We start from the raw sequence: 20,842 nt of genomic DNA, 5'->3' as shown, positions 1-20,842 counted from the left end.
TCCTGTGTTCGAAGAGAGGCGTTACTCGGCCGCCTCGGCGTAAGCCTCCATCGGCGGGCATGTGCAAACGAGGTTGCGGTCGCCATAGACATTGTCGACGCGGTTGACCGAGGACCAGTACTTGTCCACCCGGAAGGCGCCCGGCGGGTAGCAGGCCTGCTCGCGGCTGTAGGGACGCGTCCACTCGCCGACCAGGTCTTCTACCGTGTGCGGCGCGTTTTTGAGCGGGTTGTCTGCCTTGTCCATCCGGCCTTCCTCGATGTCGCGGGCTTCCTCGCGGATAGCCAGCATGGCATCGCAGAAACGGTCGATCTCGGCCTTGGTCTCGGATTCCGTCGGCTCGATCATCAAAGTACCCGCAACCGGCCAGCTCATGGTCGGCGCATGGAAACCGCAGTCAATCAGGCGCTTCGCCACATCGTCGACGGTCACGCCGGCCGAGGCCTGCAACGGACGGGTATCGATGATGCATTCATGCGCCACGCGACCCGAGGCAGACGTATAGAGGACGTCATAGGCACCCTTTAGCCGTGCCGCGATGTAGTTGGCGTTGAGGATCGCCACCTTCGTCGCCTGGGTCAGACCTTCGCCGCCCATCATCAGGCAGTAGGACCAGCTGATCGGCAGGATCGACGGCGAACCGTAAGGACCCGCCGAAACCGCGCCCGGACGACCATCGGTGACGACGTGGCCGGGCAGGTAGGGTGCAAGATGCGCCTTGACGCCGATCGGCCCCATGCCCGGACCACCCCCGCCATGCGGAATGCAGAAGGTCTTGTGCAGGTTGAGGTGGGAAACGTCAGAACCGATGTCACCCGGACGGGCGACGCCGACCATGGCATTCATGTTGGCACCGTCGAGATAGACCTGGCCGCCATGCTGGTGGGTGATCTCGCAGATCTCGCGCACCGTCTCCTCGAACACGCCATGCGTCGAGGGATAGGTGATCATGCAGCAGGAGAGGTTGTCTGCATGCTGTTCCGCCTTGGCGCGGAAGTCGTCGAGGTCGACGTCGCCATTGTCCTTGGACTTGACCGGCACGACCGTCATGCCGACCATCTGGGCCGAGGCCGGATTGGTGCCATGCGCGGACGTCGGGATCAGGCAGACCGTGCGATGCGCGTCGCCGCGGGCAAGGTGATAGGCGCGGATCGTCAGAAGACCGGCATACTCTCCTTGTGCGCCCGAGTTTGGCTGCATGGAGATCGCATCGTAGCCGGTGACGGCACAAAGCTTTTCCGAGAGGTCGTCGATCATCTCCTTGTAACCCAGCGCCTGATCGGCCGGGACGAAGGGATGGATGTCGGAAAATTCCGGCCAGGTGATCGGCAGCATTTCCGCAGTCGCGTTCAGCTTCATCGTGCAGGAGCCGAGCGGGATCATGGCCCGGTCGAGGGCAAGATCGCGGTCCGAGAGCCGGCGGATATAGCGGGTCATCTCGCTTTCGGCGCGGTTCATGTGGAAGATCGGATGCGTCAGGTATTCGCTGGTTCGGAGCAGATCCTTCGGAAGACGATAATCTGAAGCGAAGTCGTCGACCTTGAAGTGACCGCCGAAGGCACGCCAGACTGCTTCGAGCGTGGCCGGGCGCGTGCGCTCGTCGAGCGCGATGCCGACCTTGGTCTCGCCGACCTTACGCAGGTTGACGCCCTCGGCAATCGCTGCCCGCATGACGAGGCCCTGCATATGGCCGACTTCGACGGTGATCGTGTCGAAGAAGCTTTTAGGCTCGATCGTATAGCCGAGCTTTTCCAGGCCCTTGGCGAGGATCACCGTCTTCTGGTGCACCTGCTGGGCAATCGCCTTCAGGCCCTTCGGACCGTGGAAGACGGCATACATCGAAGCCATGACGGCAAGCAGCACCTGCGCGGTGCAGATGTTCGAGGTCGCCTTTTCACGGCGGATATGCTGTTCGCGGGTCTGCAGCGACAAGCGATAGGCGCGGTTGCCGCGCGCATCGACGGAGACGCCGACGAGACGGCCGGGCATGGAACGCTTAATCGCGTCCTTGACCGCCATATAGGCCGCATGCGGACCGCCATACCCCATGGGCACGCCAAAGCGCTGGGTCGAGCCGATGGCGATGTCGGCCCCCATTTCACCAGGCGACTTGAGAAGCAGCAGCGCGAGAATGTCGGCGGCAACGGCAGCCAGTGCGCCGGTCTGATGCAGTCGGGCGATCAAGCCGGAGAAGTCATGCACATGGCCGTGCGTACCGGGATACTGGAAGATCGCGCCGAAGACTTCCGTCGGATCGAGATCGGTGAAGGGATCGCCGACGATAACGTTCCAGCCGAGCGGTTCGGCGCGGGTCTGGATGACGGCGATCGTCTGCGGATGGCAGTCCTTGTCAACGAAGAAGCCGGTCGCCTCGGTCTTGGCGCTGCGCTGGCAGAGCGCCATGGCTTCGGCAGCAGCGGTGGCTTCATCGAGCAGCGAGGCGTTCGCCACGTCGAGACCGGTGAGGTCGGTTACCATGGTCTGGAAGTTGAGGAGTGCCTCGAGGCGGCCTTGGCTGATTTCCGGCTGGTAGGGCGTATAGGCCGTGTACCAGGCCGGGTTTTCCAGAATATTGCGCTGGATGACCGGCGGCGTGATCGTGCCGTAATAGCCCTGACCGATCAGCGACGTCAGAACCTTGTTCTTGTTCGCCGTTTCCCGCAGCTTGTCGAGCGCCTCGCGCTCGGTCATCGCCGCACCCCAGGTGAGCGGCACCTTCTGGCGGATCGAGCCGGGGACCGTCGCGTCGATCAGCGCGTCGAGCGAGTGATAGCCGACAGTCTTCAGCATCTCGGTCATTTCGACCGGCGAGGGGCCGATATGGCGCCGGTTGGCGAAATCGTAAGGATCGTAATCCGTGAACTGGAATTCCGTCGTCATTACGCGATCAGCTCCTTGTAGGCGGCCTCGTCGAGAAGCGCATCGGCATCCGACGGGTTGGCGAGCTTCAGCTTGAAGAACCAAGCAGCGCCTTCCGGATCGGAATTGACCAGCGACGGATCGTCGACGATCGCCTGATTGATCTCGACGATTTCACCATCGAGCGGGCAGTAGACGTCAGACGCCGCCTTGACGCTTTCGACGGTCGCGGCACCGGCATCCTTCTTGAAGCTGGCGCCTTCCTCCGGCAGTTCAACGAAGACAAGATCGCCGAGCTGGCCGGCGGCGTGGGTGGTGATACCGACGGTGGCGACATCGCCCTCGATCTTCAGCCATTCGTGTTCAGCGGTAAATTTCAGCATGGTTCTCTCCGGAGATTTTTTCAGCGTTTATAGGTGGGGGCGATGAAGGGAAGGGCGGAGACGGTGAGCGGCATCAGCTTGCCACGCACCTCCGCGAAAACCTGGGTGCCAGGGGCGGCCATTGCGGTCGGCACGTAACCCATCGCGACAGGGCTCTCGACGCTCGGGCCGAAACCGCCTGACGAGACATGGCCGATCTCGGTCTTGCCTTCTGCATCTGCAAACAGTCTGGCCGGCGGGCGCACCGGGGCCTTGCCCTCGGGCTTCAACCCGACACGGCGGCGGGAGACGCCATTGTCAAGCTCAGCGAGAATTCGTTCGGCACCCGGAAAGCCGCCTTGGCGGGCGCCACCCGATCGTCGGACCTTCTGGATGCCCCATTCGATCGAGGCCTCAACCGGCGAGGTCGTGGTGTCGATGTCGTTGCCGTAAAGGCAGAGACCGGCTTCCAGACGCAGCGAATCGCGCGCACCGAGACCGATGGGCTGACAATCGGACTGCTCGAGCAGGGCCTTGGCAAGCGCGGCGGCATGATCGGCAGACACCGAGATCTCAAAGCCGTCCTCGCCGGAATAACCGGTGCGGGAGACGAGGGCAGGGATGTCGCCAAGCAAGAATTCGCTGACATCCATGAACTTCATCGATGCGACGGCCGGGCTGAGAGCGGCGAGGACGGCTTCGGCCTTTGGGCCTTGCAGCGCCAGAAGCGCACGATCGTCATGCACGAGGACCTTCACGCCCTCAGGCAGCTTTGCCCGCATATGAGCGATGTCGGCATCCTTGCAGCCGGCATTGACGACGACCAGCAGGCGTTCGCCGAGCCGGGAGATCATCAGGTCATCGAGAATGCCGCCGTTTTCGTCGGTGAAGAAGCCATAGCGCTGGCGTCCGTCCTTCAGGCCGAGAATATCGACGGGAACAAGCGTTTCCAGTGCCTGCGCCGCGTCAGCATAGGCGCCGGAAGCAGCTACCAGCTCGACCTGGCCCATATGGGAAACGTCAAAGAGACCGGCAGCGGCCCGGGTATGAAGGTGCTCTTTCAGGACGCCAGCCGGATACTGAACCGGCATGTCATAGCCGGCAAAGGGTACCATCTTGGCGCCAAGCGACACGTGAAAATCATAAAGGGGGGTGCGTTTCAGTTGGGTCTGATCGTCCAAGACGTCGCCTCCGGGTTTTGAGCGCACGCGCGCTCGCTCAAGCCTGGGCACGATTGTGCCGGTTCATGAGCCCCCTCTGTCCTTGTGCCTGAGATTGTTATCCCTTCGGCTTGGTCCGCTTTGGAAACGGGCCTCTCTCCAGAGTGCAGTCGACGCCTTGTGGTCCTTTTGCCTGAGAGTTTCCGGGGCGGTTGCTCCTTCGGCACCGGAGTAAACCGGTTTCTCCCAACAAGGTCTTGAGGCCATTATCCGGCAAGTGTCACTCTTGGCAAGGGGGCGCGTCGCTTGCGAGCAATTTATTGTCGTATGAGCGCCGTGTTTGCTGTGGCGCAAGCATCTGCAGAGATGTTCTCGGGCGCGTCATCTCGCCGCTTGGCAGGCAAGCAGCATCGCGTTAAAGCAAGGATCAGAAGGGGACGACGATGAAGCCGAAGGTCAAGACAGCTCAGATGATCCTGCGCCTATTCTGCGCCATGGTCTTCCTGTCGGTTGGCTTTGCCCATCGCACGCCTGCTGCCATCGCAAGCGAATCTCAGTCCTCCGCCTATGTCCTGCCTGACGGCACATTTGCCGGTCTGTGTGCAGCCCACCTCGATCACGAGCAGTCCAAGCCAGCCAATGATTGTCAAGCCTGCCGGCTGGCAGGGTCCGTCATCCTGCCGCCTCCGTCCGATGACAGCTGGCTGCTCCAGTCGCTGAACAGCCTCGGCCCCGTCGTTGCGGTCGAAGCCGGCATCCTCATCCAGCATCTCCTTGATCGCCCGCGTCTTCGGGGGCCGCCTCTTCTCCTCTGAATAGCCTCGCTTTTCGACAGAGATTGATGACCGCCGACGGCCGAGAAGGACCGCGGCAAGGAGAGACCCCATGAAGACGACCCTTATTCTCGCAACGGCCATTGCCACGCTTGCATCGACCACCGCCGCATTGGCGCATGCTACCTTCGCCAACCAGCCCGCGAAGATCGGCGGCTATGTTGCCGCCACGTTGCAGGTGCCGCATGGCTGCGACGGCAAGGCGACCAACGAAGTTCAGATCAAGCTTCCTGAAGGCTTCATTTCCGCCAAACCCATGCCGAAACCGGGCTGGGATGTGGAAGTCATCACCGGCGACTACAAAGCAAGCTATGACAATCACGGCAAGGCCGTGACCTCCGGCCCTGTCGAGATCCGCTACAAGAATGGCGAGCTGCCAGACAATTTCTACGACACGTTCGTGGTCTACGGAAAAATTGCGGCCGGTGACCCGGCAACGGGCCTGGCCTTCCCGACAGTTCAACTCTGCGGCGCTGATGCGAAGGTTGCCTGGGACCAGATTGCGGCTCCGGGGCAGGATCCGCATGACCTCGACGGTCCGGCACCGGTGCTCAAGCTTATTGCCGCCGAAGCCGATGGTCACGCCCATGGGGCGCATGCTGCCCATGGTGCGCATGCCCAGGCTGCCTCGGCCGAACAGGCCGGAGCCGGAGCGCATGCAGGTCATGGCGACCATGCAGCCCATGGCGATCATTCGGCCCACGACGCCCACATGGCCGGCGCCACCCCTGGTGACTTTGCCCCAATGACGGCGGGCGATCTTGAACTGACCGCGGCCTTCACCAAGGCCATGCTTCCTGGCCAGCCTGTGGGCGGCGGCTTTGTGACCATCGAAAACAAGGGCAGTGCCGACGACAAGCTTGTCGGTGCCTCATCAGACCAGGCTGGTGACGTCCAGCTGCATGAGATGACGATGGAAGGCAATGTCATGAAGATGCGCCAGCTCACGGACGGGATCCAAATTCCTGCCGGGGAAAAGGTCGAACTGGTGCCGGGTGGCCTTCACCTGATGTTCTACAAGGTGTCAGCGCCATTTGCCGTCGGCGAGACAGTCAAGGTCACCCTGAAATTCGAGAAGGCCGGGGATGTGGAGCTGGAGCTGCCGGTGGTGGCACGCTGAGGTCACGCGAAAACCTCTTGTCGCGGAGGCCGCGCAGTTGATTTGCCGGTGGGCGGGGACATGGTCTCCGCCCTTTTTTGGTCAGGCAACCGAGCTCTTGTAAGCGTCGATGGTATCTTTCAACGTTGCCTGCTCATATCGCTGCTGACTGGCCGTCAGAAAGTAGAGGGCAAGGGCCGGTGGTTGCACCACGTTGACCAGAGCCCGCAAACGAAGATCTTCGCCCTGAGACGCTTTATGGGCCAGCAGCTGCGTGTGCTCTTCGACATAGGACGTCCGCTGCGATCGCAGGGCGGGCTTGACCGGCTCCATTGCGTAAGCGGCGGTATGCGCTGAGACTGTCACTACCTGGGTCATCGTTCCATTCCGCATAAGACATAACGATATTAGCATAACATGCGGTTATATATGCATCTTTAAGCGTATTCGGTGGGTTTGACTAAAAACATTCCCTTCTTTTTCGGGTTGTTGAAGCAAGTTTTGATCCGTTCTTGTCCTGGATCAAATCAACTGCACAAAACACGGTGCAGACTTGCTTTCAGTGCAAGGTATAGGAGGAGACTATGATCATTCTGGTTGGATATACCTCGGTTGACGGGCAGACCCGGAGGATTGCCGGTGAGATCGCATCCCGAATTGAGGCTGGCGGCGACCGCGCCCTGCTTTTCGATATCGCCTCGCTGGACGAATACGGCGTCAGTCACCCCGAAGCTGCGATCTTGTGCGCGCCGATTCACGCAGGAAATTATCCCGGTGTTTTCACAGAATTCGTCACGCGCGAGAAAGCCTGGCTGAACAGCGTGCCATCTGCATTTGTCTCGGTCAGCCTGTTAATCATGAGCGATGTCGAGGACGAGCGCGAAGAGGCGCGAGGCTTTGCTGAGACGATGAAACATGAAACAGGCTGGGTCCCCAACCTGGTGCATCATGCCGCTGGCGCATTGCGTTTCACGGAATATGACTTCTTCAAGCGGTGGATGATGCATCGGATGGCAAAGCGCCGGGCAGGGGCGACTGATACGACGCAGGATTATGAATTTACCGATTGGCAGAGGCTCAACGCCTTTGTCGATGAGTTCCGCGCTGCCGCCGCATCTTGACGGGCCGTCCTGACGCGGGTTGAACGGTTCCGGTGTTCGTCATTACCGGAGTCGTCATGCTGCAAATACTGCTGGTCGCCATCGGCGGCGCCCTTGGCTCCGTGGGGCGCTATCTCGCAGGCGTTCATATCACCCGCCTGATGGGCGCAGGTTTCCCCTATGGTACGCTGACGGTGAACATCGTCGGCTCGTTTCTCATCGGCCTGCTCGTTGAACTGTTGGCGCGCAAATTGAATGGGTCGATGGATCTCCGGCTCTTTCTGGTTGTCGGCTTTCTTGGTGGCTTCACCACCTTCTCCTCCTTCTCGCTGGATGCGCTGGCCTTGTTCGAGCGCGGTGCGACCCTTGCGGCAGCGGCTTACATCCTCGCGAGCCTCATTCTGTCATTGGCGGCCGTTTTTGCCGGCTTGCTTTTGGGTCGAAGCCTGTTGTGACACGCTTCGTGTCATTTCGCTTTCCCTTTCGGGCCAAAATCTACTAAAGGCACGGTCTTGAAGGGCTAGGCCCATAAAAATGAGAGAAAACCGATGGCTGGCATCGAACATATCACCGTGGACGCCGATGAGGCGGGCATGCGGCTCGACCGCTGGTTCAAGATCCACTATCCGGGCCTCGGCTTTGGCGCCCTGCAGAAACTTTTGCGGTCCGGTCAGGTCCGCGTCGACGGCGGCCGTGTAAAGACGGACACCCGCGTGCAGCCCGGCCAGATCGTGCGCATCCCGCCGATGGACGTCGATGCGAAGAAGACCGGCCCGATCGCCCGCCACGATCTGAAGCACGGCGACGATCATGAACTTCTGTCGCGTATGCTGCTCCATGAGGACGAAAAGGTCTTCGTGCTCAACAAGCCGGCCGGCCTCGCGGTGCAGGGGGGCTCCGGCCTGACGCGCCATATCGACAAGATGCTGGAGGCCTGGACCAGCCGGAAGGGTGAGAAGCCGCGCCTCGTGCACCGCCTCGACCGCGACACCTCGGGCGTGCTCGTCGTTGCGCGCACGCGTGGCGCTGCCCAGAAGCTGACCGCCGCCTTCCGTGAGCGTGATACCAAGAAGACCTACTGGTCTCTGGTCAAGGGCGTGCCGCGCAAGCATGAAGACAAGATCTCGACCTGGCTGACCAAGGACCAGACCGACGAGGGCGATCGCATGCGGGTCTGCAAACATGGCGAGGAGGGCGCAGATCACGCGATTTCCTACTACCGTGTCATTGATACTGCGGCGCAGAACCTCGCCTGGCTGGAGATGGAGCCCTATACAGGCCGGACCCACCAGCTGCGCGTCCATGCCCTCCATATCGGCCATCCGATCATCGGGGACCCCAAGTATTTTATCGATGACCACAATTGGGATTTCCCCGGTGGTGTCCAGAAGCGCCTGCACCTCCACGCCCGCCACATCGATTTGCCGCATCCCTCCGGCGGTCGTCTGAAGGTGACGGCGCCTCTGCCGCCGCACATGGTACAGACGTGGAACCTGCTCGGTTTCGATCAGGCCGATGGTGACCGGGGCGACGAATGAAGCTTGTACTCTTCGACTGTGACGGGACGCTGGTGGACAGCGCTGCGCTGATTCATGCCGTGATGCGCGAGACCTTTGTCGCCTTCGGTCGTACCGAGCCGACGCTTGCCGAGACCAAGTCGATCATCGGCCTGACGCTGGATATCGCGATTGCGCGCATCTGCGGCAAGCCGCATGCCGACGAGGAGGCCGTGGCCATGGCCGAGCACTACAAGGCGATCTTCTCCGACGTCCGTCGCCGTGGCGGTTTCGGCGAGGGCATGTTCGATGGCATCCGGGAGGTCCTCGATGCTCTGATCGCGCGAGATGATGTCGTGCTCGGCGCCGTCACGGGCAAGTCGCGCCGCGGGCTGGATTTCATCCTTGAAGCGCATGGGCTGACGCCCCATTTCCTCTTCTGCCGGACCGCCGACGACTGCCCCTCAAAGCCGCATCCGGCCATGGTCTCCGAATGCTGCGACGAGGCCGGCATCGTGGCGCGCGAAACCATCGTGATAGGCGATGCCGTCTATGACATGCAGATGGCCAAGGCTGCCGGTGCAACGGCCATCGGGGTGAGCTGGGGTTACGCTGCGAAAGCGGCGCTATGGGACGCCGGTGCCGATGCGGTGGTGGATCGTCCGGCCGATCTGCTTGCCTATATCCACTAGGAGACAAGAATGCGCGACGAACTCAGCCAGGACATCTTCGGCACGTTCATCCCTCAGCCGAGCCATGAGGATCCGGTGCGCCGGGCCCAGATCCAGATGAAGCGTCCGCTGCCCAAGCGTTTTTACACGGACGTCTCCATCGCCACGGCAGATGACGGATACGCCATTCATCTGGATGGAAAGCCGGTCAAGACGCCTGCCAAGAACGCGCTGGTGCTGCCGAGCCGCGAAGCAGCAGAACTTGTCGCCGCTGAATGGGCAGCGCAGGCGGAAGTCATTGACCCAGCAAGCATGCCGATCACCAAGCTCTCCAACACGGCGATCGACGCTGTCAGCATCAGCGTGGATGCCGTTTTCGAAGAGATCGTCCGCTTTGCCGGCACCGACATGCTCTGCTACCGCGCCGACGGTCCGCAGGAATTGATCGAGCGCCAGGCCGGCCGCTGGGATCCTGTCTTGGAATGGGCAATGCGCACGCATGGCATACGGCTGGTTATGGTCGAAGGCGTCATGCACCAGGCCCAGCCTTCGGAGGCGATTGCTGCCTTTTCAACAGCCCTGAAGCCCTACCGAGGCGCCTTCGAGCTAAGCTGCCTCAATGTCGTCACGACGCTCACGGGATCCGCTGTTTTGGCGTTGGCCTTTGCCGAGGGGGCGTTGGATCTGGATGAGATTTGGGCGCTTGCCCATCTCGACGAGGACTGGACGATCGAGCATTGGGGCACGGATGCCGAGGCCGAGGCGCGCAGAGAAGCGCGGTACCGCGAGTTCGCCGCGGCAGCCTCGCTTTATCAGGCGGTGATGCGTCAGGATTAACCTCGTCCTAACCATAAAAGGCGGATGCTGCCGGCTGGGAATCAACAGCCGGAGCGCGGGATGCCGGGCCGTAGTGTCTATTGGATTGTTATCGCCTGTGCAGTCTTCAGCCTCACGGCCTGCGTTGCCTTTCCCGGTACCTGGAATGGGCGCCCGCTTGTCTACAATGTCAGGACGGCGACCATCCTTGCCAATGGTGACGTTCACCTCGATCTTCTAACCTCGCTCGACCGCCGCATCGCATCCGCGATCGCCACCACCCGGCCGCCGCCGGGAGCCGAGCGGGTTGTCCTCCTGATAAAGCTCGATCGACTGACCAAGGGCTTCAACGCCCGTCGGAATCTCGACCGGGCCCATGTGACGGTCACCGCAAGCTCTGTTGAAACAGGGGAGCCCGTCGCCGAGGCGAAGCTTGTCGTTGATGCCTCGACGGATGACCCGCGCTATGGCCGGGAGCAGCTCGCCGAGCAGATCGCCGCCCGCATCCGCTATGCCTTTTCGCTGACCACGCCGCGCTTGCGTGTCGTGAGGCATCCACCGAAGATTTCGACCATTCTGGCGACCGAGGCGCCTGTTGCCGCGCGGACGAGCGTGACGACTGTCCAGCCACAGGCCGCCAAACCGGTCCGCGCGCCACGCAGCGCGACGGTCGACGACGGCGCAAGCGGCGCGGTGCGCCTGGGAGCGGACTGCGATGCCGTCGGCAATGCAGACTGCCTGGTGCCCCAGCACTGACCGTGTGACAGCGACCTGCATTTCTGCCGCAAGCGAGGCGATTGACTCGGCTCCGGCCTCGGCCTAATCCTCGTTACGGATGGTTTTCGGATGTCAGAGATGGTGTCCGGAGAGCAAAAGGGAATGCGAAGGCGTGGACCCCAACCGGGCACGCGGAACGCAGCCGACCCCGCGACTGTATTGCAGCGAGGGTTTTCCATCCGCTCTGCCGGTTCCTTAAGGTGACGGGTCGCACGATGCGGCCGGCCTTTCTGAACGGCAGATCGGAAAAGCCACTGGGGTGGCGACACGATCAGCCGGGGCAGGACGCCTCTATGTCTACGAATCGTCCGCTCTTTCGTGTCGCGCGCTAACCCTGGGAAGGTGAGGAAAATCCGCTGGCCCCGAAGGCCACGACCTGCGAGCCAGGAGACCTGCCATCCACGGGCATGGTGCCCACACTGGGGAGGTCTCCCCGTTGCCAGCACGGAGGTTGTCGTGGCGACGCATTGCATCCGCGGGTCCAGATGGTCCCGCCGCTGCCGGACCGTATCGTCGGTTCGCGCATCGATCGAGACGTTGCAGGGGCGAAATGCCGGCGCTGCGGCTGTGTGCTGCGCCACCGGGCAGACGGGCGCGCAATGAGCATTTCTCGTCCTCATTCCATTCTCGTTCTCGGCGGTGCCCGGTCAGGAAAGTCGCGATTCGCCGAAGGGCTCGCGCGCGCTTCCGGCCATGAACGCCTGTATCTCGCCACCGGACGTCCCTGGGACGAGGAGATGGCGGCCCGCATCGCGACCCACAAGGCCGACCGCGCCAGCGACGGCTGGACGACGTATGAGGAGCCCATCGCTCTCAGAGATGCGCTTGCCAAGCTGGATCAGCCTGGACGCGTCATCCTGGTTGACTGCCTGACCCTCTGGGTCACCAATCTGATGATGGAGGAAGGCCGCGATGTCGACGCCGAGGGCGCGGCCCTTGCGGCAAAGCTCGGCGATCTCAAGGCCACCGTCATCCTTGTCTCCAATGAAGTCGGTCTTGGCATCGTGCCCGAGAACAAGATGGCGCGTGCCTTTCGCGACCATGCCGGCCGTCTTCACCAAGCCATCGCCGCCCAGGCGGCAGAGGTCTATTTCGTTGCGGCTGGACTGCCGCTGAAAATGAAGGGTTGAACCATGTTGCAGCAAAAGATCCCCGCCACCGTCATCACAGGTTTCCTCGGCGCGGGCAAAACCACCATCATCCGCAACATGCTGATGAATGCCGGCGGCAAGAAGATTGCGCTCATCATCAACGAGTTCGGCGATCTCGGCGTCGATGGCGACGTGCTGAAAGGCTGCGGCACCGATAACTGCACCGAGGACGACATCATCGAGCTCACCAATGGCTGCATCTGCTGCACCGTCGCCGACGATTTCGTGCCGACCATGCAGAAGCTGCTCGACCGCGACGTCAAGCCTGATCATATCGTTATCGAAACCTCAGGCCTGGCGCTGCCGCAGCCGCTGGTCGCCGCCTTCAACTGGCCGGACATCCGCACCCGTGTCACGGTCGACGGCGTCGTGACCGTAGTCGACAGCGCAGCGGTTGCCGCCGGCCGCTTTGCCGATGACCATGACGCGGTCGCTGCCCAGCGCGCCGAGGACGACAATCTCGATCATGAGAGCCCTATCGAGGAACTGTTCGAGGATCAGCTGACCTGCGCCGACCTGATCGTGCTCAACAAGACGGACTTGCTCGATGCCGAGCGTATTGCCGCTGTGCGTGCCGAGGTGACCGGCCGTACCAGCCGCAAACCGTCCTTGATCGAGGCGAAGAATGGCGAGGTGCCATCGATCGTCCTGCTCGGCATCGGCGCCAGCACCGAGGACGACATCGATAACCGCAAATCGCATCACGAGCTGGAGCACGAGGCGCTGCATGCCTCCGGCGAGGATCACGATCATCATCATGACCACGATGAGTTTGAGAGCTTCGTGCTGAAGCTGGGCGAGATCAAGGATCCCGCAGACTTTATCGATCGGCTGAAGCCGGTGATCGAGAAGCATGACATTCTGCGCTTGAAAGGCTTTATCGACGTGCCCGGCAAACCGATGCGGCTCGTCATCCAGGCTGTCGGCACCCGCGTCGAAAGCTATTTCGATCGCCCTTGGACCTCGGGCGACAAGCGCGAGACGCGGCTCGTGGTGATCGGCCTGCACGAATGGGATTTCGCCTCCGTCGTCGAGGACGTCCAGGCGGCGGCTGGCTGACCCATGCATCTGCTTCTTGCCCAGAAAGGATCGATCAGCGACGGCGACGAGGCGATCGATCTTGGTCAGACGCCGGGAGACATCCTGTTTCTCTCCGCGGCCGACACCGAACTTGCGGCCATTGCCGCAGCCGTTCAGGCAAGGAGCGATCACACACTGCGCTGGCGGCTGGCGAGCCTGATGGCGCTCAAACATCCGATGTCGGTCGATACCTATATCGAGCGCACGGCGCGTCATGCCCGGTTGATCGTGGTGAGGGCACTGGGCGGAGCGAGCTATTTTCACTACGCATTGGAGGCTCTGCATGCCTGCGCCCGCCGCAGCGGTGCCGCCATCGTCGTGCTGCCGGGGGACGACAAGCCGGACGAAGGGCTGTTGCCGTTCCAATCCGGCGCCGAAAACGACCGGCAGCCGCTCTGGAGCTATCTCACCGAGGGCGGGGCTGGCAATGCGGCCGCCTTCGTGGCTTACGCGGAGGCGATGCTGCGTGGTGACGAGCGCCCGGAGCCGGCCCGCCCACTCTTGAAGGCCGGAATCTGGTGGCCGGGCAGGGGCGTGATTGGGGTCGAGGAGTGGGAAAGGCTGGCGTTCCCGGCGCCCCCCTCTGACCTGTCGGCCATGTCTCCGATAAGGCGAGAGAGCGGTCTTGTGGCCGGCGGCGTGCCTCCCTCTCCCCGTTCACGGGGAGAAGGTGCCCGCAGGGCGGATGAGGGGCAGGCGACAGTTGAAGACGAGAACCTGACCCTGAGCCTCGCCCCGCATGCAGGGACTGGAAAGATCGCGCCGCTCTGCTTCTACCATGCCCTCGTCCAGAGTGGCGAAACGGCGCCCGTCGAAGCCATGATTTCGGCTTTGAAGGAGCAGGGCCTGATCCCGCTGCCCGTCTTCGTATCGAGCCTCAAGGATCAGGTCTCGGTCGATACGCTTCGCGCCATCTTCAAACGGTTTCCGCCGGCAGTAGTAGTCAATGCCACGGGTTTCGCCGTCTCGTCTCCGGGCGCGGAACATCCGTCGACGGTCCTTGACGAGACGGGCGCTGTCGTCCTGCAGGCGATCTTCTCGTCATCGCCCCGCGCCACCTGGGAGAATTCCACGCAAGGCCTCAGCGCTCGCGATCTTGCGATGAGCGTTGCCCTTCCGGAAGTCGACGGCCGCGTCTTGAGCCGCGCCGTTTCTTTCAAGTCGAAGGCGCGGTTCAACGAAGAGGTGGAGGTCAACCTCGTCAGCCACGAGCCTGATCCGGGCCGCATGCGTTTCGTCGCTGAACTCGCGGCGAATTGGGCAAGGCTCCGCGCCACCGAGCCCGCGGACCGCCGCGTCGCACTTGTGATGGCCAACTATCCGAACCGCGACGGACGTCTCGGCAACGGCGTGGGCCTGGATACGCCAGCCGGCACGATTGAGGTCATGCGCGCGATGCGCGATGCCGGCTACGATGTCGCAGATCTGCCGCCGGACGGCGACGCGCTGATCCAGGCGCTGATGGCGGGACCAACCAATGCCGCGCATGACGGAAGGGTCATCCGTGAGCGACTGTCTCTTAGCGATTACAATGCGTTCTTCGATAGTCTTCCAAAAGAGATTCAGGATCGTGAGACCGCTCGCTGGGGCATGCCCGACAGCGACCCTTTTCATGTCGAGGGCAGTTTCGCACTGCCGCTGATGCGCTTTGGCAAGCTCATGATCGGCATCCAACCGGCGCGCGGCTACAACATCGACCCCAAGGAAACCTATCATTCTCCGGACCTGGTGCCGCCGCACGGCTATCTTGCTTTCTACGCCTTCCTGCGTCGTGAATTTGGAGCGCAGGCGATCATCCACATGGGCAAGCACGGCAATCTGGAATGGCTGCCGGGCAAGGCGCTGGCCCTGTCCGAGAGCTGTTTTCCAGAAGCCGTCTTCGGACCGCTGCCGCATCTCTATCCCTTCATCGTCAACGATCCCGGTGAGGGCACGCAGGCCAAGCGCCGCAGCGCCGCCGTCATCATCGACCATCTCACGCCGCCACTGACCCGGGCCGAATCCTATGGCCCGCTGAAGGACCTCGAGGCGCTGGTCGACGAGTATTACGAAGCGGCCGGCGGCGATCCGCGCCGGCTGGTGCTTCTGAAGAAGCAGATCCTGGAGTTGATAGCCGATATCGGCCTTGATCAGGACGCCGGCATTGCCAAGGGCGACGCTGAAGAAACCGCTCTGGAGAAGCTCGACGCCTATCTCTGCGATCTGAAGGAAATGCAGATTCGTGACGGCTTGCACATCTTCGGGAAAGCGCCGGAAGGACGGCTGCTGACGGACCTGGTCGTGGCGCTGGCGCGGGTGCCGCGCGCGCTGGGCGAGGGCGGTGATGCGAGTTTGCAGCGGGCGATCGCGGCGGATGTATTGGGAGATAGCTCCTCATCCGGCCTGCCGGCCACATTCTCTCCGTTAAACGGGGAGAAGGATGAGACGGACGATGGCGTGCCCCCTTCTTCCCGCCTGGGGGGAGAAGGGGCCCGGAGGGCGGATGAGGGGCCGAGGTTCGATCCCCTCGACTGCGTGATGTCGGCCCCTTGGACCGAGGGAAAACCCGCAATCCTTGCCGATCTCACTGACGCCCCTTGGCGCACCCAGGGCGACACGGTGGAGCGCATCGAGCTGCTCGCTGCCAAACTCGTTTCCGGCGAGCTCGGTTGCCCGGATAACTGGCCGAGAACCCGCGCCGTGCTCGCCGAAATCGAAGCCAGACTGAAGCCCGCCGTTGTCAGATCCGGAGCCGCCGAAATCCAAGGCCTGCTGAGAGGCCTCTCCGGTCGTTTCGTGCCTCCCGGTCCCTCGGGCGCGCCGACCCGCGGCCGTCCCGACGTGCTGCCCACGGGACGCAATTTCTACTCCGTCGACAGCCGCGCCGTACCGACGCCGGCGGCCTACGAACTCGGCAAGAAGTCCGCAGAACTCCTGATCCAGCGTTACGTGCAGGATCATGGCGAATGGCCGAAATCTTTCGGTCTCACCGCCTGGGGCACGTCGAACATGCGCACCGGCGGCGATGACATCGCGCAGGCGCTGGCACTCATTGGCGTGAAGCCGCTCTGGGACATGGCATCGCGCCGCGTCACCGGTTTCGAGGTCATCCCGATGGCGATCCTGGGACGTCCGCGTGTTGACGTCACCCTGCGCATATCAGGCTTCTTCCGCGATGCGTTCCCCGAACAGATTGCCCTGTTCGACAAGGCGGTGCGGGCTATCGCAAGCCTTGATGAGGACGAGGACGACAATCCGATTGCGGCACGCATGCGGGCGGACATCGAAACACTGTTGTCCGAGGGGCTGGATGACAAGCAGGCCGCCCGCCGCGCCGGCTACCGTGTCTTCGGCTCCAAGCCCGGTGCCTATGGTGCTGGCCTGCAAGCGCTGATCGATGAGAAGGGCTGGTCTGAGCGGGCTGACCTGGCTGAAAGCTATCTCGTCTGGGGCGGCTATGCTTATGGCGCCGGCGAGGACGGCAAGGCGGAGCGTGGGCTTTTCGAGGAGCGGCTGCGCTCGGTTCAGGCCGTGGTGCAAAACCAGGACAATCGCGAGCATGACTTGCTCGACAGCGACGATTACTACCAGTTCGAGGGCGGCATGACGGCGGCAGTCGAGCATGTCGCGGGCGTGAGGCCGAAGGTCTATCACAACGACCACTCGCGGCCCGAAAAGCCTGTGATCCGCAGCCTTGAGGAGGAGATCGGCCGCGTGGTGCGCGCCCGTGTCGTCAATCCCAAGTGGATCGAGGGCGTCATGCGTCACGGTTACAAGGGTGCCTTCGAGATCACCGCGACCGTTGACTACATGTTCGCCTTTGCCGCGACGACGGGCGCCGTGCGCGACCACCATTTCGAGGCGGTCTATCAGGCCTTTATCCTGGATGAGCGGGTGCGCGACTTCATGGCCGACAAGAATGCCCCGGCACAGAAGGAATTGGCCGAACGGCTGGTCGAGGCCATCGAACGGGGCCTGTGGACGCCGAAGAGCAATTCGGCGAAGTTTACATTGGAGGAGCTGGCCTCTGCCGGCGCCAGGGATTTGAAGGAAGTGTTGAGATGAGCGACGACGACAACAACATCCAGAACCCCGAGGTCGATCTCGCCCGCCATGCGGAGAAGATGGCCAAGAAAAAGGCCGCGCGCGACAAGATCATGGCGACGAAGACAGGCGAAAAGGGCCTGATCATCGTCCATACCGGCAAGGGCAAAGGCAAATCCTCCGCCGCCTTCGGCATGATCTTCCGGCACATCGCCCATGGGAAGAAATGCGCCGTGGTGCAGTTCATCAAAGGGGCGATGTCGACCGGCGAGCGGGACCTGATCCTCGGTCACTTCTCGGATCTCTGCGAGTTCCACACCATGGGCGAGGGCTTCACCTGGGAAACGCAGGACAAGGCGCGCGACATCGCCATGGCCAAGGCCGCCTGGGAAAAAGCGAAGGACCTTATTCGCGATCCGACAAATTCCATGGTTCTGCTGGACGAGGTCAACATCGCGATCCGCTACGACTACATCGATCTCGCCGAAGTGCTGGAATTCCTCGCGACCGAAAAGCCCGACATGACCCATGTCGTGCTGACAGGCCGCAACGCCAAGGACGAACTGATCGAGCTTGCCGATCTCGTCACTGAAATGGAGCTTGTGAAACACCCGTTCCGCTCCGGCATCAAGGCGCAGATCGGCGTGGAGTACTGATCGATCAGACCCCGATCCAGATGCGGATCGGATTTGTCGGGTCGGCAAGTAGACGGATGGCGAGCGCGACGCAGGTGATCACGAGCAGTGGCTTGATCAGCCGCGCACCGTTTTTCATCGCAAGTTTCGAGCCGGTCTGGGCGCCGAGGAATTGGCCGATGCCCATCATCAGGCCAACCTTCCACAAGACAACGCCGCCGAGCACGAAGACCAGGAAAGCGCCGAGATTGGAGCCGAGGTTCAGGAGCTTCGTATGCGCCGTTGCCTTCAGCATGCCGAAGCCGGCGAGCGAAACGAAGGCGAGCATGAAGAAGGAGCCGGTGCCGGGCCCGAAGACGCCGTCATAGAAGCCGATCATCGGCACGAAGGTGAGGCCGAAGGCAAAGGGTGTCAGGCGCTGGTGGCTGTCGATGTCGGAAAGGTTTGGCTTGAGCGCAAAATAGAGCGCGATGGCGACGAGCAGGAAGGGCATGAAGGCGCGAAGCACGGCTGCGGGAACGAAGCTTGCGACGACGGCACCGAGCGCCCCGCCGATGACCGCCATCGCCGCCATGGGCAATTGCTTCTTCAGGTCCACATGGCCTTTGCGGGCATAAGCGAGGGTGGCAGACCCCGCGCCGAACATCGATTGCAGCTTGTTGGTGCCGAGCGTTTCCAGCGGCGGGATGCCCGCGATCAGCATGGCCGGGATGGTGATCAGCCCGCCGCCGCCCGCAATCGAATCGATGAAGCCGGCAATGAAGGCCGCGATAAAGAGAAGCAGCAGGGCTTGGAAGGCGAGATCGACCACGGGAAGGCTCACGTCGTTTGGAGAAGATGAAGGCAGGCGCCGGCCTTGTGGACCAATCGCCTCGATCGCGCAAGGCGGCAGGGTTCAGCTGTCGCCCAGCCGAGGGATTTCGGAGACTGGCGCAGGCACCACACAAAGCGCCGCAAACCGATTTGACCGTTCAGGCCGGCTTCGATAAAGCTCAGGACAATGTGCGACGGCGCCTGTTCGACAGGCTGGAAATAGTCCGGTGCGGCCGACCCAATCAGGGGGCCAATTCCGGAGCTGTCCCAAAGGCCAAGGACCGCGCCCCGTGAGGCGGCAAGGTTCGGCGCTTCGTACAGGCAAAGGAAACGAAGCAGGGAGGCCTTGTCTCATGGCGGAAAAACTCGGAATCATGGTCTGCGGCCACGGCAGCCGCAATCAGAACGCGGCCAAGGAATTCGCCGTGATCGCGGAGGCGCTCAGCGCCCGCAACCCCGACATGCCGGTTGAATACGGTTATCTCGAATTCTGCAATCCGGTGATCTCGGCCGGTCTCGACAGTCTGCGTGACCAGGGCGTGACCCGCGTCCTTGCCGTGCCGGGCATGCTGTTTGCCGCCGGCCACGCCAAGAATGACATCCCTTCCGTCTTGAACACCTACCAGGCCCAGAATCCTGGCATGGTGATCAATTACGGTCGCGAGCTCGGCATCGATCTTAAGATGATCCGTGCCGCCGGAGATCGCATTCAGGAAGCGGTTGATGAGGCGAACGCAAGGCTTGGCTTCGTCGACAAGCATGAGACGCTGTTGATGGTGGTCGGTCGCGGGTCGTCGGATCCCGATGCCAATTCCAACGCGACAAAGGTCATGCGTATGCTCTGGGAAGGCATGGGTTTCGGCTGGGGCGAGACCTGTTATTCCGGCGTTACCTTCCCGCTGGTCGAACCGGGCCTCACGCATGCCGCCAAGCTTGGCTACAAGCGGATAATCGTCTTCCCGTACTTCCTCTTCACCGGCGTGCTGGTAAAGCGCATCTACAGCTATACCGACGAGGTCGCGGCGCGCTTTCCTGACATTCAGTTCGTCAAGGCGAGCTACCTGAACGACCACCCGCTGGTGCTCGATGCCTTTCAGGATCGCGTGAGCGAGATCCTCGAGGGGGCGGCCGTCATGAACTGCCAGATGTGCAAGTATCGCGAGCAGGTGCTCGGCTTCGAAGCCGATGTCGGCCAGCCGCAGGAAAGCCATCACCATCATGTCGAAGGCATTGGCGGCGGCCTTGAAAACTGTCCCTGCAGGGGTGATTGCGATGCGTCCTGCCGCGATCCCGATTTCTGTCGTGAGCATGGTCTGCCCTGGACGCCGGTGCACAGCCATGCGGAACCGGCAAGCCTCGAGCCTGTGCCGGTCGACACCTCGTTCGATTATGCGGCTTCCTTCACCCTGGGTGGCAAATATGCTGCGCTCAAGGACAAGACCCCGGATGCCGAACTGCAGGCCGTGATGGACGCCCCGTCCTCGGGCAAGACAGCCCATCACGAGCATGGACCGAATTGTGGCTGCGGCCACCACGAGCATGATCATGGACACGATCACCACCATGGCCATGGGCATGATCACCATCACCACCACGATCACGGCCATCATCATCATCATCATCATCATCATCATGGTCACGGTCATAGCCACGATCACGGCCACGACCATTCGCATGGGCACGATCACCACCATGCGCCTTATCCCCATGCCGACCATCCGCTGGGGCCGAAGTCGATGCAGAAGAAAAAGTGATGCCGCTCTTCGATCGCATCCTGATCGTCGATTGGTCCGGCGCCGGGCAACCGGTGACGGGCAAAAACTCGCTCTGGGCGTGTCTTGCCCGCTGCGAGGGCGATCGCTGTGAAATCGATTGGGTCGAGAATTTTTCGACCAGACACGCCTTCATGCAGCGGCTGGAGGCTGTGGTCGGATCAGCGGTCATTGAAGGCAAACGCCTTCTCTGTG

General features: G+C 62.1%; 18 protein-coding genes and 2 riboswitches. Of the genes, 13 read left to right on the top strand and 5 right to left on the bottom strand.

The genetic code is table 11. The features are described 5' to 3' along the window. Nucleotides 1–21 precede the first annotated feature (21 nt). From gcvP to gcvT, 3 genes are read right to left on the bottom strand one after another with little or no spacing between them, the layout of a single operon-like run. The gene (gene gcvP / locus FAA97_RS03910) at nucleotides 22–2,880 is read right to left on the bottom strand and encodes an aminomethyl-transferring glycine dehydrogenase (RefSeq protein ID WP_136597199.1); all 2,859 of its coding nucleotides are present in this window, start codon (nucleotides 2,878–2,880) and stop codon (nucleotides 22–24) included. Next, on the bottom strand, nucleotides 2,880–3,242 hold the full coding sequence (gcvH, locus tag FAA97_RS03905; protein WP_136597198.1) for a glycine cleavage system protein GcvH: 363 nt from the start codon (nucleotides 3,240–3,242) through the stop codon (nucleotides 2,880–2,882). Before gcvH ends, gcvP begins: the two co-directional genes overlap by 1 nt. Before the next feature lie 20 nt (nucleotides 3,243–3,262). After that, nucleotides 3,263–4,402, bottom strand: coding sequence for a glycine cleavage system aminomethyltransferase GcvT (gcvT, locus tag FAA97_RS03900; protein ID WP_136597197.1), 1,140 nt, complete (start codon nucleotides 4,400–4,402; stop codon nucleotides 3,263–3,265). 150 nt (nucleotides 4,403–4,552) lie between these two features. Further along, nucleotides 4,553–4,640: riboswitch (glycine riboswitch) on the bottom strand. Nucleotides 4,641–4,824: 184 nt separating this feature from the next. On the opposite strand from gcvT, the gene FAA97_RS03895 reads away from it, so the two are divergent. After that, nucleotides 4,825–5,196, top strand: coding sequence for a hypothetical protein (locus tag FAA97_RS03895; RefSeq protein ID WP_136597196.1), 372 nt, complete (start codon nucleotides 4,825–4,827; stop codon nucleotides 5,194–5,196). A gap of 70 nt (nucleotides 5,197–5,266) precedes the next feature. Next, nucleotides 5,267–6,334 (top strand): copper chaperone PCu(A)C domain-containing protein, encoded by a 1,068-nt coding sequence (locus tag FAA97_RS03890; RefSeq protein ID WP_136597195.1) that lies wholly within the window; start codon nucleotides 5,267–5,269, stop codon nucleotides 6,332–6,334. An 81-nt stretch (nucleotides 6,335–6,415) separates the two neighbouring features. On the opposite strand, the gene FAA97_RS03885 is transcribed toward FAA97_RS03890, so the two are convergent. Continuing rightward, nucleotides 6,416–6,691 (bottom strand): hypothetical protein, encoded by a 276-nt coding sequence (locus FAA97_RS03885; RefSeq protein ID WP_136597194.1) that lies wholly within the window; start codon nucleotides 6,689–6,691, stop codon nucleotides 6,416–6,418. A 206-nt stretch (nucleotides 6,692–6,897) separates the two neighbouring features. On the opposite strand from FAA97_RS03885, the gene FAA97_RS03880 reads away from it, so the two are divergent. From FAA97_RS03880 to cobO, 10 genes are all read left to right on the top strand, one after another. After that, entirely contained in the window at nucleotides 6,898–7,434 is a 537-nt protein-coding gene (locus tag FAA97_RS03880; protein WP_136597193.1) for a flavodoxin domain-containing protein, read from the top strand. A 56-nt stretch (nucleotides 7,435–7,490) separates the two neighbouring features. Then, nucleotides 7,491–7,868, top strand: a complete 378-nt coding sequence (crcB, locus tag FAA97_RS03875; protein WP_136597192.1) for a fluoride efflux transporter CrcB — start codon at nucleotides 7,491–7,493, stop codon at nucleotides 7,866–7,868. Between the two features lie 93 nt (nucleotides 7,869–7,961). Continuing rightward, complete coding sequence (locus tag FAA97_RS03870; protein WP_136597191.1) at nucleotides 7,962–8,951, top strand: RluA family pseudouridine synthase; 990 nt, start codon at nucleotides 7,962–7,964, stop codon at nucleotides 8,949–8,951. Then, complete coding sequence (locus tag FAA97_RS03865) at nucleotides 8,948–9,601, top strand: HAD-IA family hydrolase (protein ID WP_136597190.1); 654 nt, start codon at nucleotides 8,948–8,950, stop codon at nucleotides 9,599–9,601. The genes FAA97_RS03870 and FAA97_RS03865 overlap by 4 nt, the downstream gene beginning before the upstream one ends. A 9-nt stretch (nucleotides 9,602–9,610) precedes the next feature. Then, a complete protein-coding gene (locus FAA97_RS03860; RefSeq protein ID WP_136597189.1) occupies nucleotides 9,611–10,417 on the top strand; it encodes an ATP12 family chaperone protein in 807 nt (268 codons plus the stop codon). Between the two features lie 60 nt (nucleotides 10,418–10,477). Then, a complete protein-coding gene (locus FAA97_RS03855; RefSeq protein ID WP_136597188.1) occupies nucleotides 10,478–11,152 on the top strand; it encodes a hypothetical protein in 675 nt (224 codons plus the stop codon). Nucleotides 11,153–11,215: 63 nt separating this feature from the next. Next, nucleotides 11,216–11,587, top strand: a riboswitch (cobalamin riboswitch). Between the two features lie 185 nt (nucleotides 11,588–11,772). Beyond that, entirely contained in the window at nucleotides 11,773–12,303 is a 531-nt protein-coding gene (gene cobU, locus FAA97_RS03850; protein WP_136597187.1) for a bifunctional adenosylcobinamide kinase/adenosylcobinamide-phosphate guanylyltransferase, read from the top strand. A 3-nt stretch (nucleotides 12,304–12,306) separates the two neighbouring features. Then, nucleotides 12,307–13,383 carry a cobalamin biosynthesis protein CobW gene (cobW, locus tag FAA97_RS03845; RefSeq protein WP_136597186.1) on the top strand — a complete coding sequence of 359 codons (1,077 nt, stop codon included), beginning with the start codon at nucleotides 12,307–12,309 and terminating at the stop codon, nucleotides 13,381–13,383. Nucleotides 13,384–13,386: 3 nt separating this feature from the next. Beyond that, the gene (gene cobN / locus FAA97_RS03840; RefSeq protein ID WP_136597185.1) at nucleotides 13,387–17,448 is read left to right on the top strand and encodes a cobaltochelatase subunit CobN; all 4,062 of its coding nucleotides are present in this window, start codon (nucleotides 13,387–13,389) and stop codon (nucleotides 17,446–17,448) included. Next, a complete protein-coding gene (cobO, locus tag FAA97_RS03835) occupies nucleotides 17,445–18,083 on the top strand; it encodes a cob(I)yrinic acid a,c-diamide adenosyltransferase (protein WP_136597184.1) in 639 nt (212 codons plus the stop codon). The genes cobN and cobO overlap by 4 nt, the downstream gene beginning before the upstream one ends. Nucleotides 18,084–18,087: 4 nt before the next feature. On the opposite strand, the gene FAA97_RS03830 is transcribed toward cobO, so the two are convergent. Further along, nucleotides 18,088–18,873, bottom strand: coding sequence for a TSUP family transporter (locus FAA97_RS03830; RefSeq protein ID WP_136597702.1), 786 nt, complete (start codon nucleotides 18,871–18,873; stop codon nucleotides 18,088–18,090). Between the two features lie 355 nt (nucleotides 18,874–19,228). Between FAA97_RS03830 and FAA97_RS03825 the strand changes: the two genes are divergently transcribed. Next, complete coding sequence (locus tag FAA97_RS03825) at nucleotides 19,229–20,629, top strand: sirohydrochlorin chelatase (RefSeq protein ID WP_136597183.1); 1,401 nt, start codon at nucleotides 19,229–19,231, stop codon at nucleotides 20,627–20,629. Nucleotides 20,630–20,842: the final 213 nt, after the last annotated feature.

The sequence above is a fragment of the Peteryoungia ipomoeae genome, assembly GCF_004912165.1.
In the GTDB taxonomy this organism is placed as follows: Bacteria; Pseudomonadota; Alphaproteobacteria; order Rhizobiales; family Rhizobiaceae; genus Allorhizobium; species Allorhizobium ipomoeae.
The sequence above is the reverse complement of the archived record's forward strand: the minus strand, read 5'-3'. Positions and strand labels throughout refer to the sequence as shown.